Origin of the sequence: Aliiroseovarius sp. (genome assembly GCF_965228805.1) — a bacterium.
In the GTDB taxonomy this organism is placed as follows: Bacteria; Pseudomonadota; Alphaproteobacteria; order Rhodobacterales; family Rhodobacteraceae; genus JASBTN01.
Map to the genome: position 1 here is coordinate 3,971,179 of NZ_CBDDIE010000003.1, position 20,240 is coordinate 3,991,418.

At 62.6% G+C, this 20,240-nt stretch carries 21 protein-coding genes and 1 pseudogene; 7 read left to right on the forward strand and 15 right to left on the reverse strand.

From position 1 onward, the window contains the following. Nucleotides 1-15 precede the first annotated feature (15 nt). Together ACO07D_RS20645 and ACO07D_RS20650 are read left to right on the forward strand one after the other, a co-directional pair. A complete protein-coding gene (locus ACO07D_RS20645; RefSeq protein ID WP_421704811.1) occupies nucleotides 16-984 on the forward strand; it encodes an NAD-dependent epimerase/dehydratase family protein in 969 nt (322 codons plus the stop codon). A gap of 109 nt (nucleotides 985-1,093) precedes the next feature. Beyond that, nucleotides 1,094-1,792: a glutathione binding-like protein gene (locus tag ACO07D_RS20650; RefSeq protein ID WP_421704812.1), complete on the forward strand. Its 699-nt coding sequence runs from the start codon at nucleotides 1,094-1,096 to the stop codon at nucleotides 1,790-1,792. A 95-nt stretch (nucleotides 1,793-1,887) separates the two neighbouring features. Here ACO07D_RS20650 and dacB read toward each other — a convergent pair whose 3' ends face one another. Beyond that, nucleotides 1,888-3,333, reverse strand: a complete 1,446-nt coding sequence (gene dacB, locus ACO07D_RS20655; protein WP_421704813.1) for a D-alanyl-D-alanine carboxypeptidase/D-alanyl-D-alanine endopeptidase — start codon at nucleotides 3,331-3,333, stop codon at nucleotides 1,888-1,890. A gap of 108 nt (nucleotides 3,334-3,441) precedes the next feature. After that, nucleotides 3,442-4,053, reverse strand: a complete 612-nt coding sequence (locus tag ACO07D_RS20660; RefSeq protein WP_421704814.1) for a nicotinate-nucleotide adenylyltransferase — start codon at nucleotides 4,051-4,053, stop codon at nucleotides 3,442-3,444. A 102-nt stretch (nucleotides 4,054-4,155) separates the two neighbouring features. On the opposite strand from ACO07D_RS20660, the gene ACO07D_RS20665 reads away from it, so the two are divergent. Then, entirely contained in the window at nucleotides 4,156-5,031 is an 876-nt protein-coding gene (locus tag ACO07D_RS20665) for a bifunctional helix-turn-helix transcriptional regulator/GNAT family N-acetyltransferase (protein ID WP_421704815.1), read from the forward strand. A gap of 10 nt (nucleotides 5,032-5,041) precedes the next feature. Here the strand turns inward: ACO07D_RS20665 and ACO07D_RS20670 are convergent, their stop codons facing one another. Continuing rightward, nucleotides 5,042-5,404, reverse strand: a complete 363-nt coding sequence (locus ACO07D_RS20670) for a helix-turn-helix domain-containing protein (protein ID WP_421704816.1) — start codon at nucleotides 5,402-5,404, stop codon at nucleotides 5,042-5,044. 84 nt (nucleotides 5,405-5,488) lie between these two features. On the opposite strand from ACO07D_RS20670, the gene ACO07D_RS20675 reads away from it, so the two are divergent. Together ACO07D_RS20675 and ettA are read left to right on the forward strand one after the other, a co-directional pair. After that, nucleotides 5,489-5,896 carry a lecithin retinol acyltransferase family protein gene (locus tag ACO07D_RS20675; RefSeq protein WP_421704817.1) on the forward strand — a complete coding sequence of 136 codons (408 nt, stop codon included), beginning with the start codon at nucleotides 5,489-5,491 and terminating at the stop codon, nucleotides 5,894-5,896. Between the two features lie 83 nt (nucleotides 5,897-5,979). Beyond that, nucleotides 5,980-7,635 (forward strand): energy-dependent translational throttle protein EttA, encoded by a 1,656-nt coding sequence (gene ettA / locus ACO07D_RS20680; RefSeq protein ID WP_421704818.1) that lies wholly within the window; start codon nucleotides 5,980-5,982, stop codon nucleotides 7,633-7,635. A 108-nt stretch (nucleotides 7,636-7,743) separates the two neighbouring features. Here the strand turns inward: ettA and ACO07D_RS20685 are convergent, their stop codons facing one another. The 10 genes and pseudogenes from ACO07D_RS20685 to ACO07D_RS20730 form a co-directional block, all read right to left on the reverse strand. Then, entirely contained in the window at nucleotides 7,744-8,238 is a 495-nt protein-coding gene (locus ACO07D_RS20685; RefSeq protein ID WP_421704819.1) for a helix-turn-helix domain-containing protein, read from the reverse strand. Beyond that, the gene (locus tag ACO07D_RS20690; RefSeq protein ID WP_421704820.1) at nucleotides 8,235-8,573 is read right to left on the reverse strand and encodes a DUF4258 domain-containing protein; all 339 of its coding nucleotides are present in this window, start codon (nucleotides 8,571-8,573) and stop codon (nucleotides 8,235-8,237) included. The genes ACO07D_RS20685 and ACO07D_RS20690 overlap by 4 nt, the downstream gene beginning before the upstream one ends. An 86-nt stretch (nucleotides 8,574-8,659) precedes the next feature. After that, nucleotides 8,660-9,043, reverse strand: coding sequence for an acyl-CoA thioesterase (locus tag ACO07D_RS20695; RefSeq protein WP_421704821.1), 384 nt, complete (start codon nucleotides 9,041-9,043; stop codon nucleotides 8,660-8,662). Further along, on the reverse strand, nucleotides 9,036-9,473 hold the full coding sequence (locus ACO07D_RS20700) for a MarR family transcriptional regulator (RefSeq protein WP_421704822.1): 438 nt from the start codon (nucleotides 9,471-9,473) through the stop codon (nucleotides 9,036-9,038). Before ACO07D_RS20700 ends, ACO07D_RS20695 begins: the two co-directional genes overlap by 8 nt. Beyond that, nucleotides 9,470-9,865, reverse strand: coding sequence for a 5-carboxymethyl-2-hydroxymuconate isomerase (locus ACO07D_RS20705; protein WP_421704823.1), 396 nt, complete (start codon nucleotides 9,863-9,865; stop codon nucleotides 9,470-9,472). The genes ACO07D_RS20700 and ACO07D_RS20705 overlap by 4 nt, the downstream gene beginning before the upstream one ends. A 296-nt stretch (nucleotides 9,866-10,161) precedes the next feature. Beyond that, a complete protein-coding gene (locus ACO07D_RS20710) occupies nucleotides 10,162-11,394 on the reverse strand; it encodes a Tm-1-like ATP-binding domain-containing protein (RefSeq protein WP_421704824.1) in 1,233 nt (410 codons plus the stop codon). Beyond that, nucleotides 11,391-12,857: an aldehyde dehydrogenase gene (locus tag ACO07D_RS20715; protein ID WP_421705081.1), complete on the reverse strand. Its 1,467-nt coding sequence runs from the start codon at nucleotides 12,855-12,857 to the stop codon at nucleotides 11,391-11,393. The genes ACO07D_RS20710 and ACO07D_RS20715 overlap by 4 nt, the downstream gene beginning before the upstream one ends. Further along, a pseudogene (locus ACO07D_RS20720) lies at nucleotides 12,740-14,349 on the reverse strand (tripartite tricarboxylate transporter permease). Before ACO07D_RS20720 ends, ACO07D_RS20715 begins: the two are co-directional and overlap by 118 nt. Nucleotides 14,350-14,386: 37 nt before the next feature. Next, nucleotides 14,387-15,073 carry a tripartite tricarboxylate transporter TctB family protein gene (locus ACO07D_RS20725; RefSeq protein ID WP_421704825.1) on the reverse strand — a complete coding sequence of 229 codons (687 nt, stop codon included), beginning with the start codon at nucleotides 15,071-15,073 and terminating at the stop codon, nucleotides 14,387-14,389. Between the two features lie 49 nt (nucleotides 15,074-15,122). Beyond that, complete coding sequence (locus ACO07D_RS20730; protein WP_421704826.1) at nucleotides 15,123-16,067, reverse strand: tripartite tricarboxylate transporter substrate-binding protein; 945 nt, start codon at nucleotides 16,065-16,067, stop codon at nucleotides 15,123-15,125. A 167-nt stretch (nucleotides 16,068-16,234) separates the two neighbouring features. Between ACO07D_RS20730 and ACO07D_RS20735 the strand changes: the two genes are divergently transcribed. Together ACO07D_RS20735 and ACO07D_RS20740 are read left to right on the forward strand one after the other, a co-directional pair. Continuing rightward, nucleotides 16,235-17,035 (forward strand): IclR family transcriptional regulator, encoded by an 801-nt coding sequence (locus ACO07D_RS20735; protein ID WP_421704827.1) that lies wholly within the window; start codon nucleotides 16,235-16,237, stop codon nucleotides 17,033-17,035. Nucleotide 17,036: 1 nt separating this feature from the next. Then, nucleotides 17,037-18,389, forward strand: a complete 1,353-nt coding sequence (locus ACO07D_RS20740; protein WP_421704828.1) for an aspartate aminotransferase family protein — start codon at nucleotides 17,037-17,039, stop codon at nucleotides 18,387-18,389. 60 nt (nucleotides 18,390-18,449) lie between these two features. Here ACO07D_RS20740 and ACO07D_RS20745 read toward each other — a convergent pair whose 3' ends face one another. Then, nucleotides 18,450-18,764: a 2Fe-2S iron-sulfur cluster-binding protein gene (locus ACO07D_RS20745; protein ID WP_421704829.1), complete on the reverse strand. Its 315-nt coding sequence runs from the start codon at nucleotides 18,762-18,764 to the stop codon at nucleotides 18,450-18,452. Nucleotides 18,765-18,896: 132 nt separating this feature from the next. After that, on the reverse strand, nucleotides 18,897-20,186 hold the full coding sequence (locus tag ACO07D_RS20750) for a glutamine synthetase (protein ID WP_421704830.1): 1,290 nt from the start codon (nucleotides 20,184-20,186) through the stop codon (nucleotides 18,897-18,899). Nucleotides 20,187-20,240 lie beyond the last annotated feature (54 nt).

The window sequence follows — 20,240 nt, forward strand, 5'->3', positions numbered from 1 at the left end:
GTTTTGGGGGATTTCATGTTGAAACGCATTCTGGTCTGCGGCGCGGGCGGCTTCATTGGCAGCCACCTTGTGCGCCGCCTGAAGGACGAAGGCCACCACGTCACCGGCATCGACCTGAAGGCACCCGAATTCGCCCCCAGCCCCGCCGACGATTTCATCCTGGGCGACCTGCGCGATCCCGCCGTGGTGCGCGACCTGATGCGCCAGCCCTATGACGAGCTCTACCAGCTCGCTGCCGACATGGGCGGGGCGGGCTACCTGTTCACCGGCGCCAATGACGCCGCCGTCATGCACAACTCCGCCCAGATCAACCTCAACATCGCCGAAGCCGCGCACCGGGCCGGTGTCGGGCGACTGTTCTACGCCTCTTCGGCCTGTATCTACCCCGAACACAACCAGCTCGACCCGGAAAATCCCAACTGCGTTGAAGACAGCGCCTACCCGGCCAACCCCGACAGCGAATATGGCTGGGAGAAACTGTTTTCCGAACGGCTCTACCAAAGCTACGCGCGCAATCACGACCTCAACTGCCGCATCGCCCGCTATCACAACATCTACGGCCCCCAGGGCACCTGGACCGGCGGGCGTGAAAAAGCCCCCGCCGCGCTCTGCCGCAAGGTGGCCGAGGCTCCGGATGGCGGCGAGGTCGAGATCTGGGGCGACGGTTTGCAGACCCGGTCGTTCCTGTTCATCGACGACTGTGTCGAGGCGACCATCCGCCTGACCCGCTCCGACTTCGCGGGGCCCGTAAACATCGGGTCCGAGGAAATGGTCTCGATCAACAGCCTCGCCCGGCTGGTGATCGACCTGTCGGGCAAACCCCTGCGCATCCGAAACGTGCCCGGCCCCGAAGGCGTGCGTGGCCGTACCTCCGATAACCGCTTGATCCGTGCACGCCTGGGATGGGAACCGACCGTCGACTTGCGCGCGGGTATGGCACGGACCTATGGCTGGATTTCCGACCAGGTATCACAAAGCGCGTGATCGCTCTTGAACCGGCGGGGGCCTGCGCCATATTCCGCAAAGCAAATCTTTAAAGTCGTTAAAACCAGCCCGGTTTTTCCTTTAAAGATATTAACATTCAGGGGTTCCCATGCTCGAAGACTTCGCCATCACCAAACGCTGGCCCGCCACCCACCCGGAGATGCTCCAGCTCTATTCCCTGCCCACGCCGAACGGGGTCAAGGTCTCCGCCATGCTGCTGGAAACCGGGTTGGAGTTCGAGGCCCACCGGGTCGACATTCGCCAGGGCGATCAGTTGACGGAAGAATTCCTGTCGCTGAACCCGAACAACAAGATCCCCGCGCTCATTGATCCGGATGGCCCGAACGGCAAGCCCTTACCACTATGGGAAAGCGGGGCAATCCTGATCTATCTTGCTGAAAAAACAGGGAAATTCCTGCCAATCAACCCGCCCGAACGCTACGAGACCCTGCAATGGGTGATGTGGCAGATGGGCGGCCTCGGCCCGATGCTGGGCCAGTTCGGCTTCTTCCATGCCTTCGCCGGGAAAGAGATCGAGGACAAACGCCCGCTGGAGCGCTACCGCGACGAGGCCCGCCGTTTGTTGTCCGTTTTGAATCAAAGGCTTGCCGGTCGTGACTACATCATGGGCAGCGACTACACCATCGCCGACATTGCCGCCTGGCCCTGGATCCGCGCGATGCTCACCGCCTATGACGCCCGCGACGAAATCGGCCTGGACGACTTTCCCGAAGTCATGCGCTGGTATGAGGTCTGCGCTGCCCGACCGGCCAGCCGGGAGGCGGTGAACACGCCGTCAATGTCCTGACGCGGCTGCCGGTTTGAACCAGGAGTGCGCCCGGAACCTGGGCGCACGGCATCCGCTTAGCCACTGACTTCAAACACTATTTTGCCGCCCTCGCATCACACATCGTGCAGCTCCGCCCAGCGTGTAATCAGCTGATGCTGCAATCCACGCGAACGACGGGACCATCCGCGCGCGCCCGAGGGGCGTTCACGGTCCGCCCGCGCAATCTTTGCGCGCCGATCCAGGTCTCCGGTAAAAATCGCGAACGCCAAGGGGCGCCCGCCGCGTGTCGTCACGTACCCAGCAAGAGAACTGACGAAATTCAACGTCCCGGTCTTCGCCCGCACCTGATGGGCAGGCCCCTCGATCTTGTTCCCATGACGGTCCAGCGCCGGGATGTCCTTCATCAACCCGTGCAGGTCCGACCCGGCGCCGACCTTGACCAGCGCCTTGACCATGTCACTGGCCGAGATCCGACTGGCGTCGCTCAACCCACTGTGATCCTTGAGTTTTGGCCGTTTCGCGGCCATCTCGGATTTCATCCAGCCGCTCATGCTGCGGGCCGAGCTCTCCAGGCTCGACACCCGCGTGCCACGGGCCTGGCTGGCGCTCAGACCCAACACCTCAGCCACCAGGTTGTTCGAGTGTTTCAGCATCAGACGCGCAATGGTCGACAACGGCGCACTATCCTGCTGGGCCAGCACCTGGCCGCGCACCGGCGACTTGCGGCTGACCTCGGGTGCGGGCAGGCGCACGCCCTGTGCCGCCGCCAATGCCTGGAACACTTCGCCCGCATACAAATCCGGCCGCCTCACCGGCAACCAGCGCGACCCGCCATTGCCCAGAGCCGAACGCGCCACGGTCCATTTGTCCACGTCGCGCGCCTGTTCATAAGTGTAAACGGGCATGTCACGGTCGACCACACGCATCTGCGCCATGCGCACCGCGGGACGATAGCGATCAGACCGCGCGTCCATCGCCACCGTGTAGTTCCCACCAACCGGTTTCCATTCAAAATGCACCCGGTTGAAATTCAGGTTCAGCCCGCCGATCGCCGGGTTGTACCCCAGGTGATCCGGCTGCCCGGGATCAATCTGCCGCTGATAAGGCAAGGCACCGGCATGCACGCGGAACTTGCCGGTCACGCCGCTGACCCCGGCGGCTTTCAGCCGTGCGGCCATCGCAGCTAACCCATTGGTATCCAACATGGGATCGCCACCGCCGACCAGCACCAATTCGCCCTGGATCTTGCCGCCCTCGATCGCCCCCGTCGCCACCAGCCGGGTGGAAAACACATGATCCGCTCCAAGCGTATCCAGCGCATAGGAGGCCGTGACCGCCTTGGCGACGCTGGCCGGTGGCATCTGCAACAGGGGGTTGTGCGTCTCCAGCACCTGACCGGTGCGCGCATCGGCCACCACGCAGCCGACCTTGCCACCCAGCCCCGCCTGGGCGATCAGCGCCTCCAGCGTGGGCGCGGTGCGCCTGGCAAAATCCGCAGGCCTGCGCAGCGGCAACGGTGATCGCATCGGCGCATTGGCCAGCCCGGGTTGGGCCAGCATGACGCCGAGCCCCCCCAAAAGAACTCGTCTTGAAATACCCTTCTCCATAAGAGGACTTAACCGCGCACGGGCAACAGATTCAAGACAGGAGAGCCAAGGCAGACAAGGTTATTTGGCGTCTCCCCCCCACTCACCACGCGCCCGGATGGCCGAGCTCGACTGATCCACCATCGGCACATTCACAAGGCACCACGCGGGAGCAGGCGAATGCCCCAGAAGCGCCGCCTCGCGCCCACGCAGGCGCGCATGCCGGAACCGCTGCGCCGCCACGCTGGTGCGCGCGTCGACCCTGTCACCGGGGCGGGCGATCACCCCTACGGGCACGTTCGACAGGATCCAGTCCCAGCGCTCCCAACGGTGGAAATCAGCCAGGTTGTCCGCTCCCATCAGCCAGATGAAACGCACGCCCGGGTAGAGTTTGAACAGTGCCTCCAACGTCTCGGCGGTGTAGCGTGTACCGGTGCGTGCCTCCAGATCGGTCACCTCCACCCGGGGATGACGCATGATCTCGCGCGCGCGGGCCAGGCGATCCACCATCGGCGCGGGGCCGTGAGATTTCAATGGGTTGCCGGGGCTGACCAGCCACCAGATCCGGTCCAGTCCAAAGCGTTTCAACGCCTCGCGCGTCACATGCACATGGCCGCCGTGGGCCGGATCAAAGGACCCGCCCAACAGGCCCACCACCTGGCCCGGGGACGCATATGGAATGTCAAACCGCATCGCGCCTGTTTCGCGCCCTGCCTGCGGCTTGTCAATCAGCAGGGTATCTGACTTTTGTCAGAGGCCTTGACGCCGAAAGATGTCTGACTTAAGTCAGACACCATGACACACGACCCAATCGCCCGTATCCGCCGCTTCAACCGCGCCGTTACCACGCAGACCGGCGCCCTGGACCAGAGCTTTCTTGGCCGCGGCCGCCCCCTGGGCGTCGCCCGCGTGTTGAACGCCATCGGCCAAGGCATTGGAGACGTGGGGGAAGTCCGCGCCTACCTGGGGCTCGACAGCGGGTTGATGAGCCGCCTCCTGCGCCAGCTGGAGGGTGAAGGGCTGGTCACCACCGACCCGCACCCCGAGGACGCCCGCCGCCGCCTGCCCGCCCTGACCGAGGCAGGCCAGGCCGAGTTCGACGCCTACGAGGCCCTGTCCAACGATCAGGCTGCGGCCACCCTGGCCGGCCACCCCAAACCCGAGGCGCTGCTGGCGGCAATGGACCTCGTCGCCTCGGCCCTCGGTCGAGACCGGATCGAGATCCGCCAAGCGGACCCACAGGACCCACACGCCCGCTTCTGCCTTGAGGAATACTACGCCGAGCTGAACCGCCGCTTCGACGGCGGCTTCGACGTGAACCTGTCGCGCGACCCGGATGCCGCCGACATGCGCCCACCCCGCGGCACCTTCCTGGTCGCCTTCTCCGACGGGATGCCCCTGGGCTGCGTCGGCGTGAAAGGCACGGGCGGGGAGGTCGCGGAAATCAAACGCCTCTGGGTCGCGCCCTCCGCGCGCGGATTGAAACTCGCCACCCGCCTGATGGACGAAGCCGAGGACGCCGCGCGGGCCCTGGGCATCACCACGCTGAGGCTCGACACGAACTCGGCCCTGCCCGAAGCGGTCACGCTGTATCGCAATGCGGGGTGGGCTGAGATCGACCGGTTCAACGATGATCCCTATCCGGATGTGTTTTTTGAGAAGGGGCTGTGAACGCAGAAGCTTAGCGCGCAGATAAGAGGGCAGCCAAAGCAGCCACACCAACAAGCGCAAGCAATGCACCATCCCCTTTAGCTTCATCCTTCCCAACTACGTTTACACCACGTTCCCGGATGGAACACTCTGCTGCTTCGTATTCTGCCATGAGATCGGAAACGGATTGGAAGCCCAGAGCATCCGACAATTTGATGATGGTCGGGAGATTCGCACTGCTGTCTCCGCGTTCCAGGCGCGATAAAGCCGTTCGACTCATGCCGATCCTTGCCGCAAGTGCCTCCTGATCCAATCCACGTCTTTTTCTCACCCCTGCGAGAAGTTGCCCGAAAACCGCGTCGGGGAACGTGATCCTTGATTCCGGCATTGACATCTCACCTCATATGCATACTTTTCAGGCATTCCCGTTTTTCGGGAAATGCCAAAATCTACGAATTTCCACAAGGAACCTAACACAATGAAAACTGGAACCATACTCAAAACTCGCAAATTCCCCGTCACCCACTACGGCATTTACGCTGGAAATGGATTTGTCATCGACAACTCCCCCGCCGATCAAGGTGTCACAAAACGAAGTCTAAGTGAATTTGCGGGCTCCGCTGGGTTCGCTGTTCACAGGTTTCCGGCGAACTCTGCGGAGGGGCAAGTCTGGATCAGTACCGCTGAGCGGTTCCTCGGGCGCCCCTACAATGCTGTAAGCTTCAATTGCGAGCATTTCGTTTCTCTCGCTACCACCAATAAGCCGTCCTCTAAGCAGGTTGCAGCCGCAAGTTTCGGTGCCCTTGCCGGGGGGCTTGTATCGCAAAGGCCTATCGTGGGGCTGCTAGTGGGTGCATTTACTGCCTTACAACTTGCCCGACTTTGACGATCCTAACCTAGGCCCATTGCCCCCACCGCCCCCCTCATTTATCAAGCGCCAAACGGTGAAACACGCGACGGAGCCCCCCAATGGCCAGCTATCAATACGTCTATCACATGGATGGTGTCTCCAAGACCTATCCCGGTGGCAAGAAATGCTTTGAAAACATCCGCCTGAGCTTCCTGCCGGGCGTGAAGATCGGTGTCGTCGGCGTGAACGGCGCCGGTAAGTCGACGCTGATGAAGATCATGGCAGGCCTCGACAAGGATTTCACCGGCGAGGCCTGGGCGGCCGAGGGCGCCAAGGTGGGCTACCTGCCGCAGGAGCCGCAGCTGGACGAAACCCTGTCCGTGCGGGAAAACGTCATGCTGGGCGTGAAGGCCAAGAAGGACATCCTGGAGCGCTATAACGAGCTGGCCATGAACTACTCGGACGAGACCGCCGAGGAGATGGCCGAGCTTCAGGACAAGATCGACGCCGAGAACCTTTGGGACCTGGACGCGCAGATCGACGTCTCGATGGAGGCACTGCGCTGCCCGCCGGATGACGCGGATATCGCAACCCTGTCGGGTGGTGAAAAACGCCGGGTGGCGCTGTGCAAGCTGCTCTTGGAAGCGCCCGACATGCTGCTGCTCGATGAACCGACCAACCACCTGGACGCCGAGACCATCGCCTGGTTGCAGCAGCACCTGATCGACTACAAGGGCACGATCCTGATCGTCACCCACGACCGTTATTTCCTGGATGACATCACCGGCTGGATCCTGGAGCTGGATCGCGGGCGCGGCATCCCCTACGAAGGCAACTACTCGGCCTGGCTGGAGCAGAAGGCCAAGCGGCTGGCGCAGGAAGCGCGCGAGGACAAGGCCAAGCAGAAGACGCTGGAACGCGAACTTGAATGGATGCGCCAGGGCGCCAAGGCCCGTCAGGCGAAGTCGAAGGCGCGAATCTCGGCCTATAACGACCTGGCCTCGCAGTCCGAGCGCGAGAAGATCACCCGCGCCCAGATCGTCATCCCGAACGGCCCGCGCCTGGGTGGCAAGGTGATCGAGGTCGAGAACCTCAAAAAACACATGGGCGACAAGCAGCTGATCGAAGACCTGTCCTTCAGCCTGCCCCCCGGCGGCATCGTCGGCGTGATCGGCCCGAACGGCGCCGGTAAATCGACCCTGTTCAAGATGCTCACCGGTCAGGAGGCCCCGGACGAGGGCGAAGTCAGCTATGGTGACACGGTGCAGCTGTCTTACGTGGACCAGTCGCGTGACGACCTGGCCGATGGCGATACCGTGTGGGAGGCGATCTCCGGCGGGGCCGAGATCATCGAACTGGGCGACGCGCAGGTCAATTCGCGCGCCTATTGTTCCTCCTTCAACTTCAAGGGCGGCGACCAGCAGAAGAAGGTCGGACTGCTGTCCGGCGGTGAACGCAACCGCGTCCACATGGCGCGTCTGCTGAAAGAGGGCGGCAACGTGCTCTTGCTCGACGAACCCACCAACGACCTGGACGTGGAAACCCTGCGTGCACTGGAAGACGCCCTGGTCGATTTCGCCGGCTGCGCCGTGGTCATCTCCCACGACCGCTTCTTCCTCGACCGCATCTGCACCCACATCCTGGCCTTCGAAGGCGAGGCCCATGTGGAGTGGTTCGAGGGCAACTTCGAGGATTACGAAGAGGACAAGAAGCGACGCCTGGGGCCGGATGCGCTGGAGCCGAAGCGGTTGAAGTATAAGAAGTTTACTCGGTAACTGTTCGGCAGGGCCGAACAGTTACGCGCGAAAGCGGGTTTCTGTCTGGGAACCCGCGCGCGCAATCTCAGTTTAGATCCCTATCTATTGGAGATCTAAATTAAGAGTTCAGGCACAGGCTTCGAACCAGCTACCTTCTTCCTCAATGAAAGAAGGCGAGTGTTCCGTCACCTCATCACGCTCGATCGCCTCGCGTGCGCGCTCAATCACCTCTGCTTGCATATCTTTAGGCAAGAGATTGAACACGAACAGAAAGCGAAGCAAGCGGTCGACCGGACCAGTGATTCCGGTTTGCCCTTTCTCATAACGCGCAACAGTTTGACCATCGACGCCAAGAGCGGATGACAGCTCGTTCTGTGTCATCTCCATCTCACGACGAAGAAATCGAAACTCGCGAGGGTTCAAGGCCTTCTTCGTCGAGACAATATGCAAGGCGATTGCACGATGCAGGTTGTCGACATTCTCAATAGCCACACCCTCACCGTAATCGGTCGCCTCACGTGAAAAGCCGTTCAACAGGACAACGTCATCCAGACCTGAAATCCGGTAGACATAAGGCTCTTGGGCAAAATCTTTGCCTCCAATGTGGAATTTTCCAGTCATCTGATGTCTTCCCACTCAACGGTGATGATCACCAACTTTCCGCCTTGAACTACCGCGGTTACAACTCCAACATCACGGTTTCCAACCATGTTTGCTGCGACTTTCACGACCCAGTCACCCGGTTTCTTCCCTTCTTCCACCCCACCTTTGATCATTCCTGTTCGAAGCACTTTGAACATCATGGCCGAAGTGATGTCCCGCTCATACATGCGTTCCTCAGCATGGTATGTAATGATCACATTAGCAGAGTCTTCGGAAAGAAACTTCACTTGCTCCCGAAGTATTTCCGGCCTTGGCGGCGATTCGTTTTGTGTTCCTGATTCCAGGTTGGGCATCGTCGAAAACCCTTATCAACTATCAAAATGATAGGTTCAAGATGTAAATGAATCAATACTTAGGCGTTTTGTTGCGAGAAAAGTGATCACCCCACCTTCACCGGGTTGCCATCCTCGTCCAGCGCCACAAACACGAACACGCCTTCGGTGACCTTGGTCGCCGACCGGCCTCGGTCACGTTCGGACCAGGCCTCCAGCGCGATGGACATCGACGTGTTGCCGACGCGCGCAACTTCGCCGTAGATCGACAGCACGTCGCCCACCTGCACGGGGGCAATGAAGGTCATGGCGTTGATCGCCACAGTCGCCACACGGCCGCCTGCCCGTTCTGCCGCCAGCACGCCGCCCGCGATGTCCATCTGGCTCAAGACCCAGCCGCCAAAAATGTCGCCTGCCACGTTGGTGTCGGCGGGCATGGCGAGGGTGCGCAGGATGGCGGAGCCTTCGGGTCGGCGGGGCATCTCACTCATCGCCCGCTTCCTTCTTGGCCACCTCGCGCAGTTCGGTCAGCAGGTCAAGCAGAAGCTCCATCTTCTCTTCGCCGAACCCTGCTTCGAGCCGCTTGTAGATCTCGGCGGCGCGGCCAGCGTGGGCGTGGTAGGCCTCCATCCCAGCCTCGGTGATCTGCACCTTGCGGCGGCGGGCGTCGGTGTCGTCCACCCGCTCGATCAGCCCGCGTTCGGTCAGCGCCTTGAGGATGCGCGAGAGCGACGGCGGCATGAGCACGCAGAGCTCGGCCAGTTCAGAGGCGTTCTTGGGCCGCCCCTCGGCCAGCACGCGAATGACGCGCCATTGCTGCACGGTCAGCCCAAGCTTGTCGAGCTGCTGGCGGAACGGTTTCAGGGTCGCCTCGCGCGCGTGCAACAGCGCAATGGGCAGGGCCCGGTCGAGTTCTCTCATGTCTTTGCCTCCGCGATGGCCGCGTGGATGGTGGACCAGCTCTTGCGGCTGAACTGGCTGTCGATCTCCTGCACCTCAAGCGAGAGGATGAAGGGAATGTCCTTGACCTGAGGGCGTAGCGCGGCCTCGACGGCGGCGTAAAGCTGATCGGCTATCTCGCCCCGCGTCGCATTGTCGCGGCCCTGCCCCAAGCGCAGGATCATGTCGAGGAAATGGTACTCCGCCGCATCGTCGCCCACCGCGTTCACATCGGCACGAAACCCGCGCACGCGGATGCCGCCGACGGGGCAGTGGCCGGTGTCAATGAGCGCATCGCGCATGGTCACGGCAAGCGCATCCAGGTCGGCGTGATTTCCCAACCCCTGGCTGTATTCGAAACTGAGATGTGGCATGTATCCCTCTGTCTATGAGGGAAGATTAACCTGTTCAGAAAGCGAGGGGAACCGGGTTTATAACGGACGCCCTTCGAGCGTCAGCGAAGAAGTCATTCACGCACCGCGCAGCGGGGCGGCGCCCGACCCTCCCCACGGGAGGGCGCTTTTGCAACGTGGCAAATCGCACCGGCGTTCCGAATGTGGCAACTCGCCTGCCCTGAATTTTCGTTCCCAAGCGCCCACCCAGGGCCCGCTCCCGGCAGAATTCGTAACGAATTCGCCTGCCGGGTCAATGCAGGCGCCGCCCCGCTGCTTCACGCCTTTACAGTCCCATCCGCCAACCACCCGTCGAACACCCGCAATGCGGTATCCGCGAAGGCGTCATCATTGATATGCGCGTCCAGCTCGATCAGGGTGACGTTGTCCGGACAATGGGCGCGCAGCTCGGATTTGAAGGCCTCGAAAGCCTCGGCGTCATGCAGCGGGCCACCGGGGCGGTCCCATTCGTTGCCGCCTTCATTGGGCAGCAGCGCCACCACCGGGCCGGTGGCCTGGGCCAGTTGCGTGCACATGGCGCGCGCCATTTCTCGGCGCTGGTCGGCGTCCATCATGACAGAGCTCAGCAGGCGGTTATGCGCGTGCACCTCTTGCCCGGCTAGTTTCGGCGGCACCTCCTGCCAGCCGATAAAATCCACCAGGTCATAACAGCCGATAGAAACGATCTGCGGCGTGGCGCTGGCGCCTGCGTTGGTCATGCGGTCGGGACCGGCCGAGATCGACGAGCCCATGATGTGGTTGCCCAGCTCCTGCGGAGCGAAGTCCATGACGGCGGCAAAGGCGCCCTCGGCGGCGAGGCTTTCAAACGCCCGCCCACCCATGCCGGTGGCGTGGAAAACGGCGACCTCGAACCCGCGTTCTTCGAGTGCGGGTTTCAGGCTGACCATGTAATGCAGCACCGTTTTCCCGAAGGAGGTCATGCCAATCAAGGGCTTGTCAAAGCGCGGTTTTTCCACCGCGCGGGCGGCGCCGAGCACGGCGCCGGCGGCCTGTGACAGGGACGCCTTGCAGATTGAATTCAGACCATAAAGCCCGCCCGCCCAGAGGATCATCTGCACATCGGCAGGCAGACGTTCGGGGGGGATCAGCGGGCTGAAACTGACAGTCGACACCACGTATTTAGGCACCCCAATCGGCAACGCCTTGCACAGGTCCAGCGCCGCGTCGGTGCCCATGGTGCCACCTAGCACGATCAGCCCGTCGAACTTGCCCTCGCGGTACAGGCGCAGGGCCAGTGCCGCCGAGCCCTCGGCCATGATCTGCATCGCCGTGTTCTCATCGCCGCTGTCGATGGCCATCTGGATCGACGATCCCCCGGCCTCGGCCACATCGTGTTTCGAGTAATCGCAAGGCGCCGAGGGATCGCCCAGCACCGAGATATCCATCGTGGCGACGCCGCCGCCCTGCCCGCGGATAACCTCCGCCAGGTAGTTCAGCTCGTCATCCTTGGTGTCATAGGTCCCAACGACCAGGATCGTCTTGTCGCTCATAGCTGCATCCACGCGGTTTTCAGATCGAAGTATTTGTCGAAGGCGTGCAGGGACTTGTCGTGGCCATTGCCCGACTGTTTGACCCCGCCCAGCGGCACGGTGCCGTCCGATCCGCCATAGGTATTCACATGCACGACCCCCGCCTGCACGTCGCGCACCATGCGATGGGCGCGGGAAAGGTTCTGGGTCCAGACCCCCGCCGCCAGCCCGTATTGGGTGGAGTTGGCGATCTGCACGGCTTCCTCGTCACTCTTGAACGGGGTCACGGCCAGCACCGGACCGAAGACCTCGTTCTGGGCGACATTGTGCTGCGGCGCGACACCGGTCAGCACGGTGGGTTCCATGTAATAGCCGCCGGTCTCTTCCAGGATGCGGCGGCCTCCGAGGGCGATATTTGCGCCTTCTTCGACAGCCTTGGAAACGAAGCCAAGGTTGCCTTCTAGCTGCGGCAGGTTGTTCACGGCACCGATATTCGTGTTCAGATCCAAGGGGTTGCCGACCGTCATTGCGCTGGCGTGTTTTGCGACAGCGGCGACAAACTCATTGTGAATACTCTCCTGAACCAACAAACGAGACCCCGCCACACAGACCTGACCCGCATTGCGGAAGATACCCGCCGCGCTAACCTTCGCCGCCTGCTCCAGGTCCGGCGCATCGGCGAAAACGATATTCGGGCTCTTTCCACCCAGCTCCAGATAACAGCGTTTCAGGTTCGATCGGGCGGAATACTCCAACAGCCGCCGCCCAACCCCGCCGGAACCGGTAAAGACCAGCACGTCGACATCCATCGACAAGGCCAAGGCCTCACCGGCCACAGATCCCTGCCCGGTCACCACGTTGAACACCCCGTCCGGCAGCCCGGCCTCGGAGGCCAGCTCCGCCAGGCGCAACAGCGTCAGGGACGCGGTTTCGGCGGGTTTCAACACCACCGAGTTGCCCGCCGCCAGCGCGGGCGCCAGCTTCCACGAGCCGATCATCAGCGGGAAATTCCAGGGCACGATGGCGCCGACCACGCCGACCGGCTCCTTATGCACAAGGCCCAGCACATTGCCCGCCGTGGGGGCGATCTCGCCATAAACCTTGTCCAACGCCTCGGCGTAGTACCGGAAGGTGCCCGCCGCCGAGCCGGGTTCCGCCTTCAGCGCCATGCCGATCTCGGTCCCATTGTCGCGCACGCCCAGAACGGCGAGTTCCAACGCGTGTTTCTCGATCAGGTCGGCAAGCTTGTGAAGCACCTTCTTGCGCCCGGCAGGCGCCATGCGCGACCAGCGGCCATCGTCAAAGGCGCGCCGCGCCGAGGCCACCGCCCGATCCACATCCCCGGCCGTCGCCCGGGCAATCGTGGTCAGTCGTCCCCCGTCGATCGGCGAGAGAACGTCGAGCGTCTCTCCTTCACCTGCTTGCCACGCGCCTTCAACAAAGAGGCCTTGCGGCGGGACATGTTGGTTTCGAAGCTCGTCGATGCGTGACTGTTCGACCATTCTTGGGCCTTTCTTTCCTTGCGATCCATGAGCACGCGGCGCACATGCAGCGCCAGCACACCCAGGATCATCACAAACAGGATCGCCGCGATGGGACGATCAATGAAGTCGAGCGGGTTTTTCACCCGCGCCATGGCACTGCGCAGCTTGACCTCCATGATGCCCCCCAGGACCATGCCCAGGATGATCGGCACAATGGGCAGGCTCAGGCGTTTCAGGATGAAACCCAGGATGCCGAAGCCCGCCGCCAGGATGCAGTCGGTGAAGGAATTGCGCAGGGAATAGACGCCCACGAAGGACAGGATCAGGATGCAGACACCAGGAACTTGTTGGGGATCTTGACCACCTTGATCAGCTGGTTCGTGGCGATCAGCAGGAAGATCACCACCAGCACATTCAGAAGCGCCAGCGCGATATAGAGCGCGACGACAAAGTCCATCTCGTTCTGAAACAGCTGCGGGCCGGGAATGACGTTGTGCACGTAGAAGACCGACAGCATCATCGCCGTCAGCGCCTCGCCCGGGATGCCCAGCGCCAGAAGCGGCACCATGGCGGCGGCGGGCACCGCATTATTGGCGGTCTCGGCCGAGATCAGGCCTTCGCTGGAGCCATGGCCGAAGTCTTCGGGCCGCTTGGAGGTCTTGGCGGCATAGGTGTAGCTCATGAACTGCGCGGTGAACTCGCCCACACCCGGGATCATGCCCATGACCACGCCGAATGTGGCCGACACCCCGGCGATGCGCGGGTGGCGGGCAAGCTCGCGGAAGCCCTGGAAGAAGCTGCCTTTCATCTTCTTCAGGGTCACGTTTTCATCGTCCCCCTGCAGAAGGATGAAGGCCTGTGACAGGGCAAAGAGCCCCAGCACCACGACAATCAGGTTGACCCCACCTGACAGCCAGCTCTGGTCGAAAGTATAGCGTTTCGAGTAGCTTGCCGGGTGCAAACCGATGGTGCCCAGCCAGATGCCAAAGCACGCCATGGCCGCCGCAATCAGCGTGTGTTTGCGATGCGCCACCACCACCAGGATGATGCCCAGAAGAGCTGCCAGGAAGATCTCGCGACTGCCGAACATGGGCGCCACCTGGGCCAGCACGGGGGCGAAGAAGATCAGGGCCGCGACCGAGAACATGCCGCCGAAAAAGGAGGATGAATAGGCCAGCGACAAAGCGCGCCGCGCCTCCCCCCGGGTGGTCATCGGGTAGCCGTCATAGGTGGTCAGCGCGTTGACCGCCGTGCCCGGCGTGTTGATCAGGATCGCCGGGATGGATCCTCCGTACATGGACGAGCCATAGATACCCAATAGCACGGTCAGCCCGACAATCGGATCCATGCTGAACGTTGCGGGCAGCAGGATCGCGATGGCCACCGCCGGACCCACGCCCGGAATCGCACCGATCAAGACGCCGCCGATCGAGCCCACCAGAAGCGCCAGCACCACATCCCAACGGGCCAGGATGCCCGCGCTTGCCCCCATTTGGGAGAAGAATTCTTGGATCAGGTCCATGCCGCCCTCAGAGGTTCAGGATGAAGAAGTTGCGAATGCTGCCCGGCAGGTATTCGTAAACCATCGCGCCCGGGATTTTCACCTGCAGGAAGGCCTTGAAGATCAGCACCACCAGCACGCCAAAGATCACGGACGCCCAGAGCATGCGGCGGCTCCGATACCCCATGCGCCAGGTCAGAAGCGGTGCGAAGACCAGGGTCATCGGCAGATATCCCAGCACCGGCACCAGCACCACATAGGCCAGGAACCACCCCGCCCATTCAAAGACCGACAGCCAGACCTTGGCCTCTTTCCAGTCCATCTTGTGCAGGTAGACGTAGCTGATGCGCAGGGTCGCGACGAGGAAGACGAAGGGCGCGGCCAGCACCGGACCCAGGGTCAGGGCCAGCACCCCGGCCAGCACCGCCCAGAACAGGCTCTCGGCCCATTGGAACCAATCCGCCTCACGGATCCAGCGCGGCATGCGCCGTTCGCGGCGCGGCAGGTTCCAGTAATGCAGCGCGGTGAACAGCACCATGCCGCCCACACCGATCCCGGGCCAGAACCGCGGTTGAGCAAAGAAGGCCTTGCCTTTCAGCCACTTGGTCTGATCGCCGATGGCTGCGAGAAGCAGGGTCGCGCAGATCAGGAACAGGGCGGCAAACAGCACCTGGCCCCGTTTGGGATAGTTGGGATCGTTTTTGATCTCGCTCATGGTGCTGCCTCGAAAGGGGCCGGGTTGCCCCGGCCCGATTGGGTTCGGATCAGTTGCCCAGAATGCCGCCGATCACGGCGCCGGTGGCCTTGTCGCCCTCGATCCGGGCCGCCGAATCCTCGGCATTCATCCAGTAGACCAGCGCGCCGGTTTCCGTCGCCACGGCTTGGGCGCGGTCGCTCATCACCGTCTTGGCAGCGACCTCGGCGATCTTGTCACGCACGTCCTGCGGCGTGTCCTTGTGCACGAACAGCCCGTTCCACAGCGCGATATTCAGGCTCTCGTCCAACTCGCCGATCGTCGGTGCGTCCGGCACCAGGTTGATGCGCGTATCGGTGATCGAGGTCAGCACCTTGACGCTGTCCAGGCACGGCAGGATCAGCTGCAAGGTGGTATTGATCACATCCGCGTCGCCGGAGGCCAGCGTGTTGCAGTCCAGCGCGTCAAAGGCCGCATCCGAGCCCCATTCGAAGCCCGCATTGATCGCATAGGCCTTGGTCACCTGCGTGGGCGTCAGCACGTCGCCGAAATGGCCCAGCGCCACGTCGTTGTCCTTGGCATAGGCGGCGAGCTCCTCCATCGAGCTGTAGGGCGCATCGCCCGAGGTGGCGATCACGAAGGGATAGGTCAGGAAAATGCCAATCGGTTCAAAGACTTCATCGGCCAGCTCGTCGATGCCGATCTCATGCCCGATGACCGGGACGGCGGGGACGAAGCTGCCGATCGTATAGCCATCGGCCGGTGCGGTCGCCACGTCGATCGCACCCGGGAAGGGGCCACCGCCGCCGCCCGGCTTGTTTACCACGGCGGCGGACACACCATAGGCCGCCTGGAAATCTTCGGCGATCATGCGGGTCAGCACGTCTTCCAGGTCACCCGGCGGCCAGGGCACGATGAAGCTGACCGGTTTCTCGGGGTATTCGGCCAGCGCGGGGCCGGCCAGGGCCGCCATGGTAAAGGCAAGGGCGCCGCCCAGCAGTTTCGATTTGTTCATGATGTCCTCCCTGATCATGCTTGACCTGTATCGGTTCATTATTCAAACCGTCGGTTCTAAAACAGATTGACAGACCCCCGCCGAGTCTGTCAACACTTTTAACACGTGAAGTAAAATCGTTGGAACGCCACAGCGCGTTGCGTCAGACCGAGGAAAGACACACCCCCATGGGCACCACGTCCAAAGCCTTGTCCCTGCTGAACTTTTTCAGCCGCGCCCAGTCCGAGATCGGGCTGTCCGACATGGCGCGCCTGTCAGGCATGAACAAGGCGACGGTGCATCGACTGCTGACCGAATTGGCGACACATGGATTCGTCGAACAGACCGGATCCGGTCGGGAGTATCGCCTTGGCCCCGCTGTTTTGCGCCTAGCGGCCCTGCGCGAACACACGGTGCCGATGCGCGAAATGGCACAGCAGGTGCTTGAGGAACTGAGCCGCGCCACCGGAGAAACCGCGCATATGTCAGTCCTGTCCGGCGAGACCCTGGCGACCACCGCATACACCTATTCCCACGCCCATGGCACCATGGTGATGATGGAGGATGCCGAGGTCCTGGACCTGCACGCGACCAGCTCCGGCCTGTCGGTGCTGGCCTTTTCGCCGCCCGCCTTCATCGACACGGTGCTCTCCGCCCCCCTGCGCGCCCGCACCCCGCAGACCGTAACCGACCCCAACGCGATCCGCGCCATGCTGCCCACGATCCGCGCGCGCGGCTATGCGACCTCGATCGGCGGCTTTGAGGAAGACGTACATTCCTATGCCGTGCCGGTCTTCGACGCGCGCATGCAGGCGATGGGTGCGGTGGCCGTCGCCACCCCCGTTTCCCGCATGACCGGGGTGCTGCGCGCCCGCGTCCTGGACGAGCTGATGACACGAGTTCCGGCTTTGACCCGCCTGATGGGTGGGTTCCTGCCTTCCACTTTTCCAACATTCGAACCGCAGCAGCCGCTGCAGAAAGAGGGCTGACATGAAGGATTCCAACTTCCTGAAGGAAAAGAACGCCAAATCGCTTTGGCACCCGATGGCCCACCCGGCCGATTGCCTGAACAATCCGCCGACCATCGTGACGGGCGCTTCGGGGGTCAAGATCACCGATGTCGACGGGCATGAGGTGGTCGACGGTGTCGGCGGTCTGTGGAACGTGAACCTGGGTTTCTCCTGCCAGCCGGTGAAGGACGCCATCGCCGCCCAGCTGGACGTGCTGCCTTATTATTCCACCTTCCGCGGCACCACCAATGACGCGGTGATCGAGCTGGCCGAGGAACTGCGCGACTTCTTCGCCCCGGACGGGCTGACCCGCGCCTTCTTTACCTCCGGCGGCAGTGATTCCGTGGAAACCGCCCTGCGCCTGGCGCGCCAGTATCACAAGGTTCGCGGCGAAGGCGCACGCACCAAGTTCCTGAGCCTGAAGAAGGGCTATCACGGCACCCATATGGGCGGTGCGTCCGTGAACGGAAACGCCAATTTCCGCACCCAATACGAACCGCTGCTGCCCGGCTGTTTCCATATCCCGGCACCCTATACCTATCGCAATCCATTCAATGAAACCGACCCGGAGCGTCTGGCCCAGCTCTGCCTGCAGGCCCTTGAGGACGAGATCGCCTTCCAAGGCGCGGGCACAATCGCCGGTTTCATCATGGAACCGATCCTGGGCGCGGGCGGCGTGATCCCGCCGCATGAAAGCTTCATGCCCGGCGTGCGCGAGATCTGTTCGCGCCACGGCATCCTGCTGATCGCCGATGAGGTCATCACCGCGTTTGGCCGCACCGGATCCTGGACCGGCAGCCGCCACTGGGATGTGCAGCCCGACATGATGTGCACCGCCAAGGCAATCACCAACGGTTACTTCCCCTTCGGCGCGGTGATGATCGCCGATCATGTGGCCGAGACCTTCGAAAAGGACGAAACCGGTAAAGCGGCCATCGGCCATGGCTACACCTACTCCGGTCACCCGGTCGGGGCGGCTGCCGCCATTGCCTGCCTCGCGGAAACCAAACGCCTGAACGTGCCGGAAAACGCCGCCGCACGCGGCCGCGAGCTGCACGAAGGGCTGCTGGCCCTGCAACGGGACTTCGACGTGATCGGCGACGTGCGCGGCGGGCACGGGCTCATGTGCGCGATGGAGCTGGTGTCGGATCGCGCCACCAAGGCGCCGATCGACAAGAAGAGCATCGGCACAGTGCAGGAAGTTGCCTATCAGTCCGGCGCCATGGTGCGCGTTTCGGGGCCGAACATCATCCTGTCGCCGCCGCTGGTGCTGACAGCCGAGGATGTGCAGACGATCCTGTCCTCCCTGCGCGCAGGTTTCGCGGCGCTCTGAACCCACCTTACGACGGCATGAACGCCCCGCCTGCTTTGGCGGGGCGAACTTGTTTCGCCCTCAGCCCGCGTCGGGCACCACCACGCGAAAGCCGTCCAGCGCGGGGGACATGCGGATCTGGCAGGACAGGCGCGAGGTGTCCGCGCGGTCTTCGACCATGTCCAGCATCACGCCCTCGAACTCGCCGACCTCGCCGGTCTTACCCAGCCAATCGGCATCCACTTGCACATGGCAGGTTGCGCAGCTCAAGGACCCGCCGCATTCGCCATCTACACCCGCCACATTGTTGGCCACCGCGGCCTCCATCAGGCTGGTGCCCTCGGCCACATCGGCCACGACCTCATCCCCCCGGGGTAGGACCCAAGTTACTTTCATCCGATTTTCTCCTGTCTAAAGCGTTTCGAGATTAACTTGAGACACAAGTTGATTTCGAAACGCCCACACCATGGGTAGGTTCCGAGCGCTTCGACTTATTGCTAAGTGGAAACAATAAGTCGAAGCGCTTTATTACAAGAAGTAGACGTAGAAGTCCCTGAGCCCGTCGCCTTCCAGGTCGCGGGTCTTGATGACTTCCTTGCGTTTCATGAAGATATGGTTGTCGACCAGGTTGCGCCCGACGGCGTCGCCCAGGACGGTGTCCGCCTCCAGATCGTTCATCGCGCGTTTCAGGTCCACCGCGGTGCCCTGTTTGGCGTCGATCTTGTCGAACCCATCGCCGGTTTCGGCGGGCACAAGGTCATAGGTGTTCCGAACCCCCAACAGGGCCGCCTGCAACACCGCCGCGGTGGCCGTATAGGGGTTCGCGGTCGCGTCCGCCATCCGGTGTTCAAGCCGCGACTTCGCGCCCCCCTCACCCGAGATCCGCGTGGTCACGCAGCGGTGGTCGCCGCCCCAGTTCTGCCAGTAGCCTGACAGGATGCCCGGCTGCATGCGCTGGTAACTGTTGGCGGTCGGCGCCAGCAGCCCCGCGAGCCCCCGGTGGTGATGCATCAGGCCCGAAATGCAGCCGCGCGCCAAGTCGTTCATGTGCTCGGGCCCACCGACGGGACCATTGTCCAGCGCGTTGCCGCCATCGTCCTTGCGGAAGGAGAAGTTGACATGCATGCCCGATCCGCCCGCCTCGGCAATCGGCTTGGGCAGGAAGGTCAGGACAACGCCGTGTTCCAAAGCCACCTCGCGCGCCATCTGGCGGAACAGAACGATGTCATCCACCGCCTTGACCGCCTCGTCGAAGGTCAGGGTCATCTCGAACTGCGGGCTGTCATATTCGGCGGTGAACATGTCGACATTGAAGCCCAGATCATCCGCGCGTTCCCAGATGTCATCAAAGACCCGCAGCGGATCGGTGAACGGCCCGGTGCCATAGACCACGCCGCCCGGCGCGTCATAGGGCACCAAACGCCCGTTCTCATTGCCGACCAGCGCGTAGCATTCCAGCTCGATCCCGACCATCGGGGTCAGCCCCAGCTCGCCCCAGGCAGCACAGGCGCGTTTCAGCGCCCCGCGCCCGTCGAGGTCCAGCAGGTTGCCCTCGTGATCATAGAGATCGCCCAGAACCACCTTGGTCGAGCGCTCCCAGCCGTCACGAATGTCCTCGGCCTTCCAGCGCAGTTCCATGTCCGGCAGGCCCTGTTTCATCATCGCGCCGGGGGCATCCAACAGATCCTTGTCGTAATGCACGCCATAGGTGGACCGGCAGAAACGGGTGGACCCGTCGCCGATCTTGCCATTGGGTAGGTATTTGCCTCGCATGATGCTGAGGTGGTCGCACCACATGGCGCGCAGCCGGTCTTTCATCTCTGTCCTCCCACGATCCCTTTTTGTGGCCCCCTCCCCGGGGCCATGTTCCGC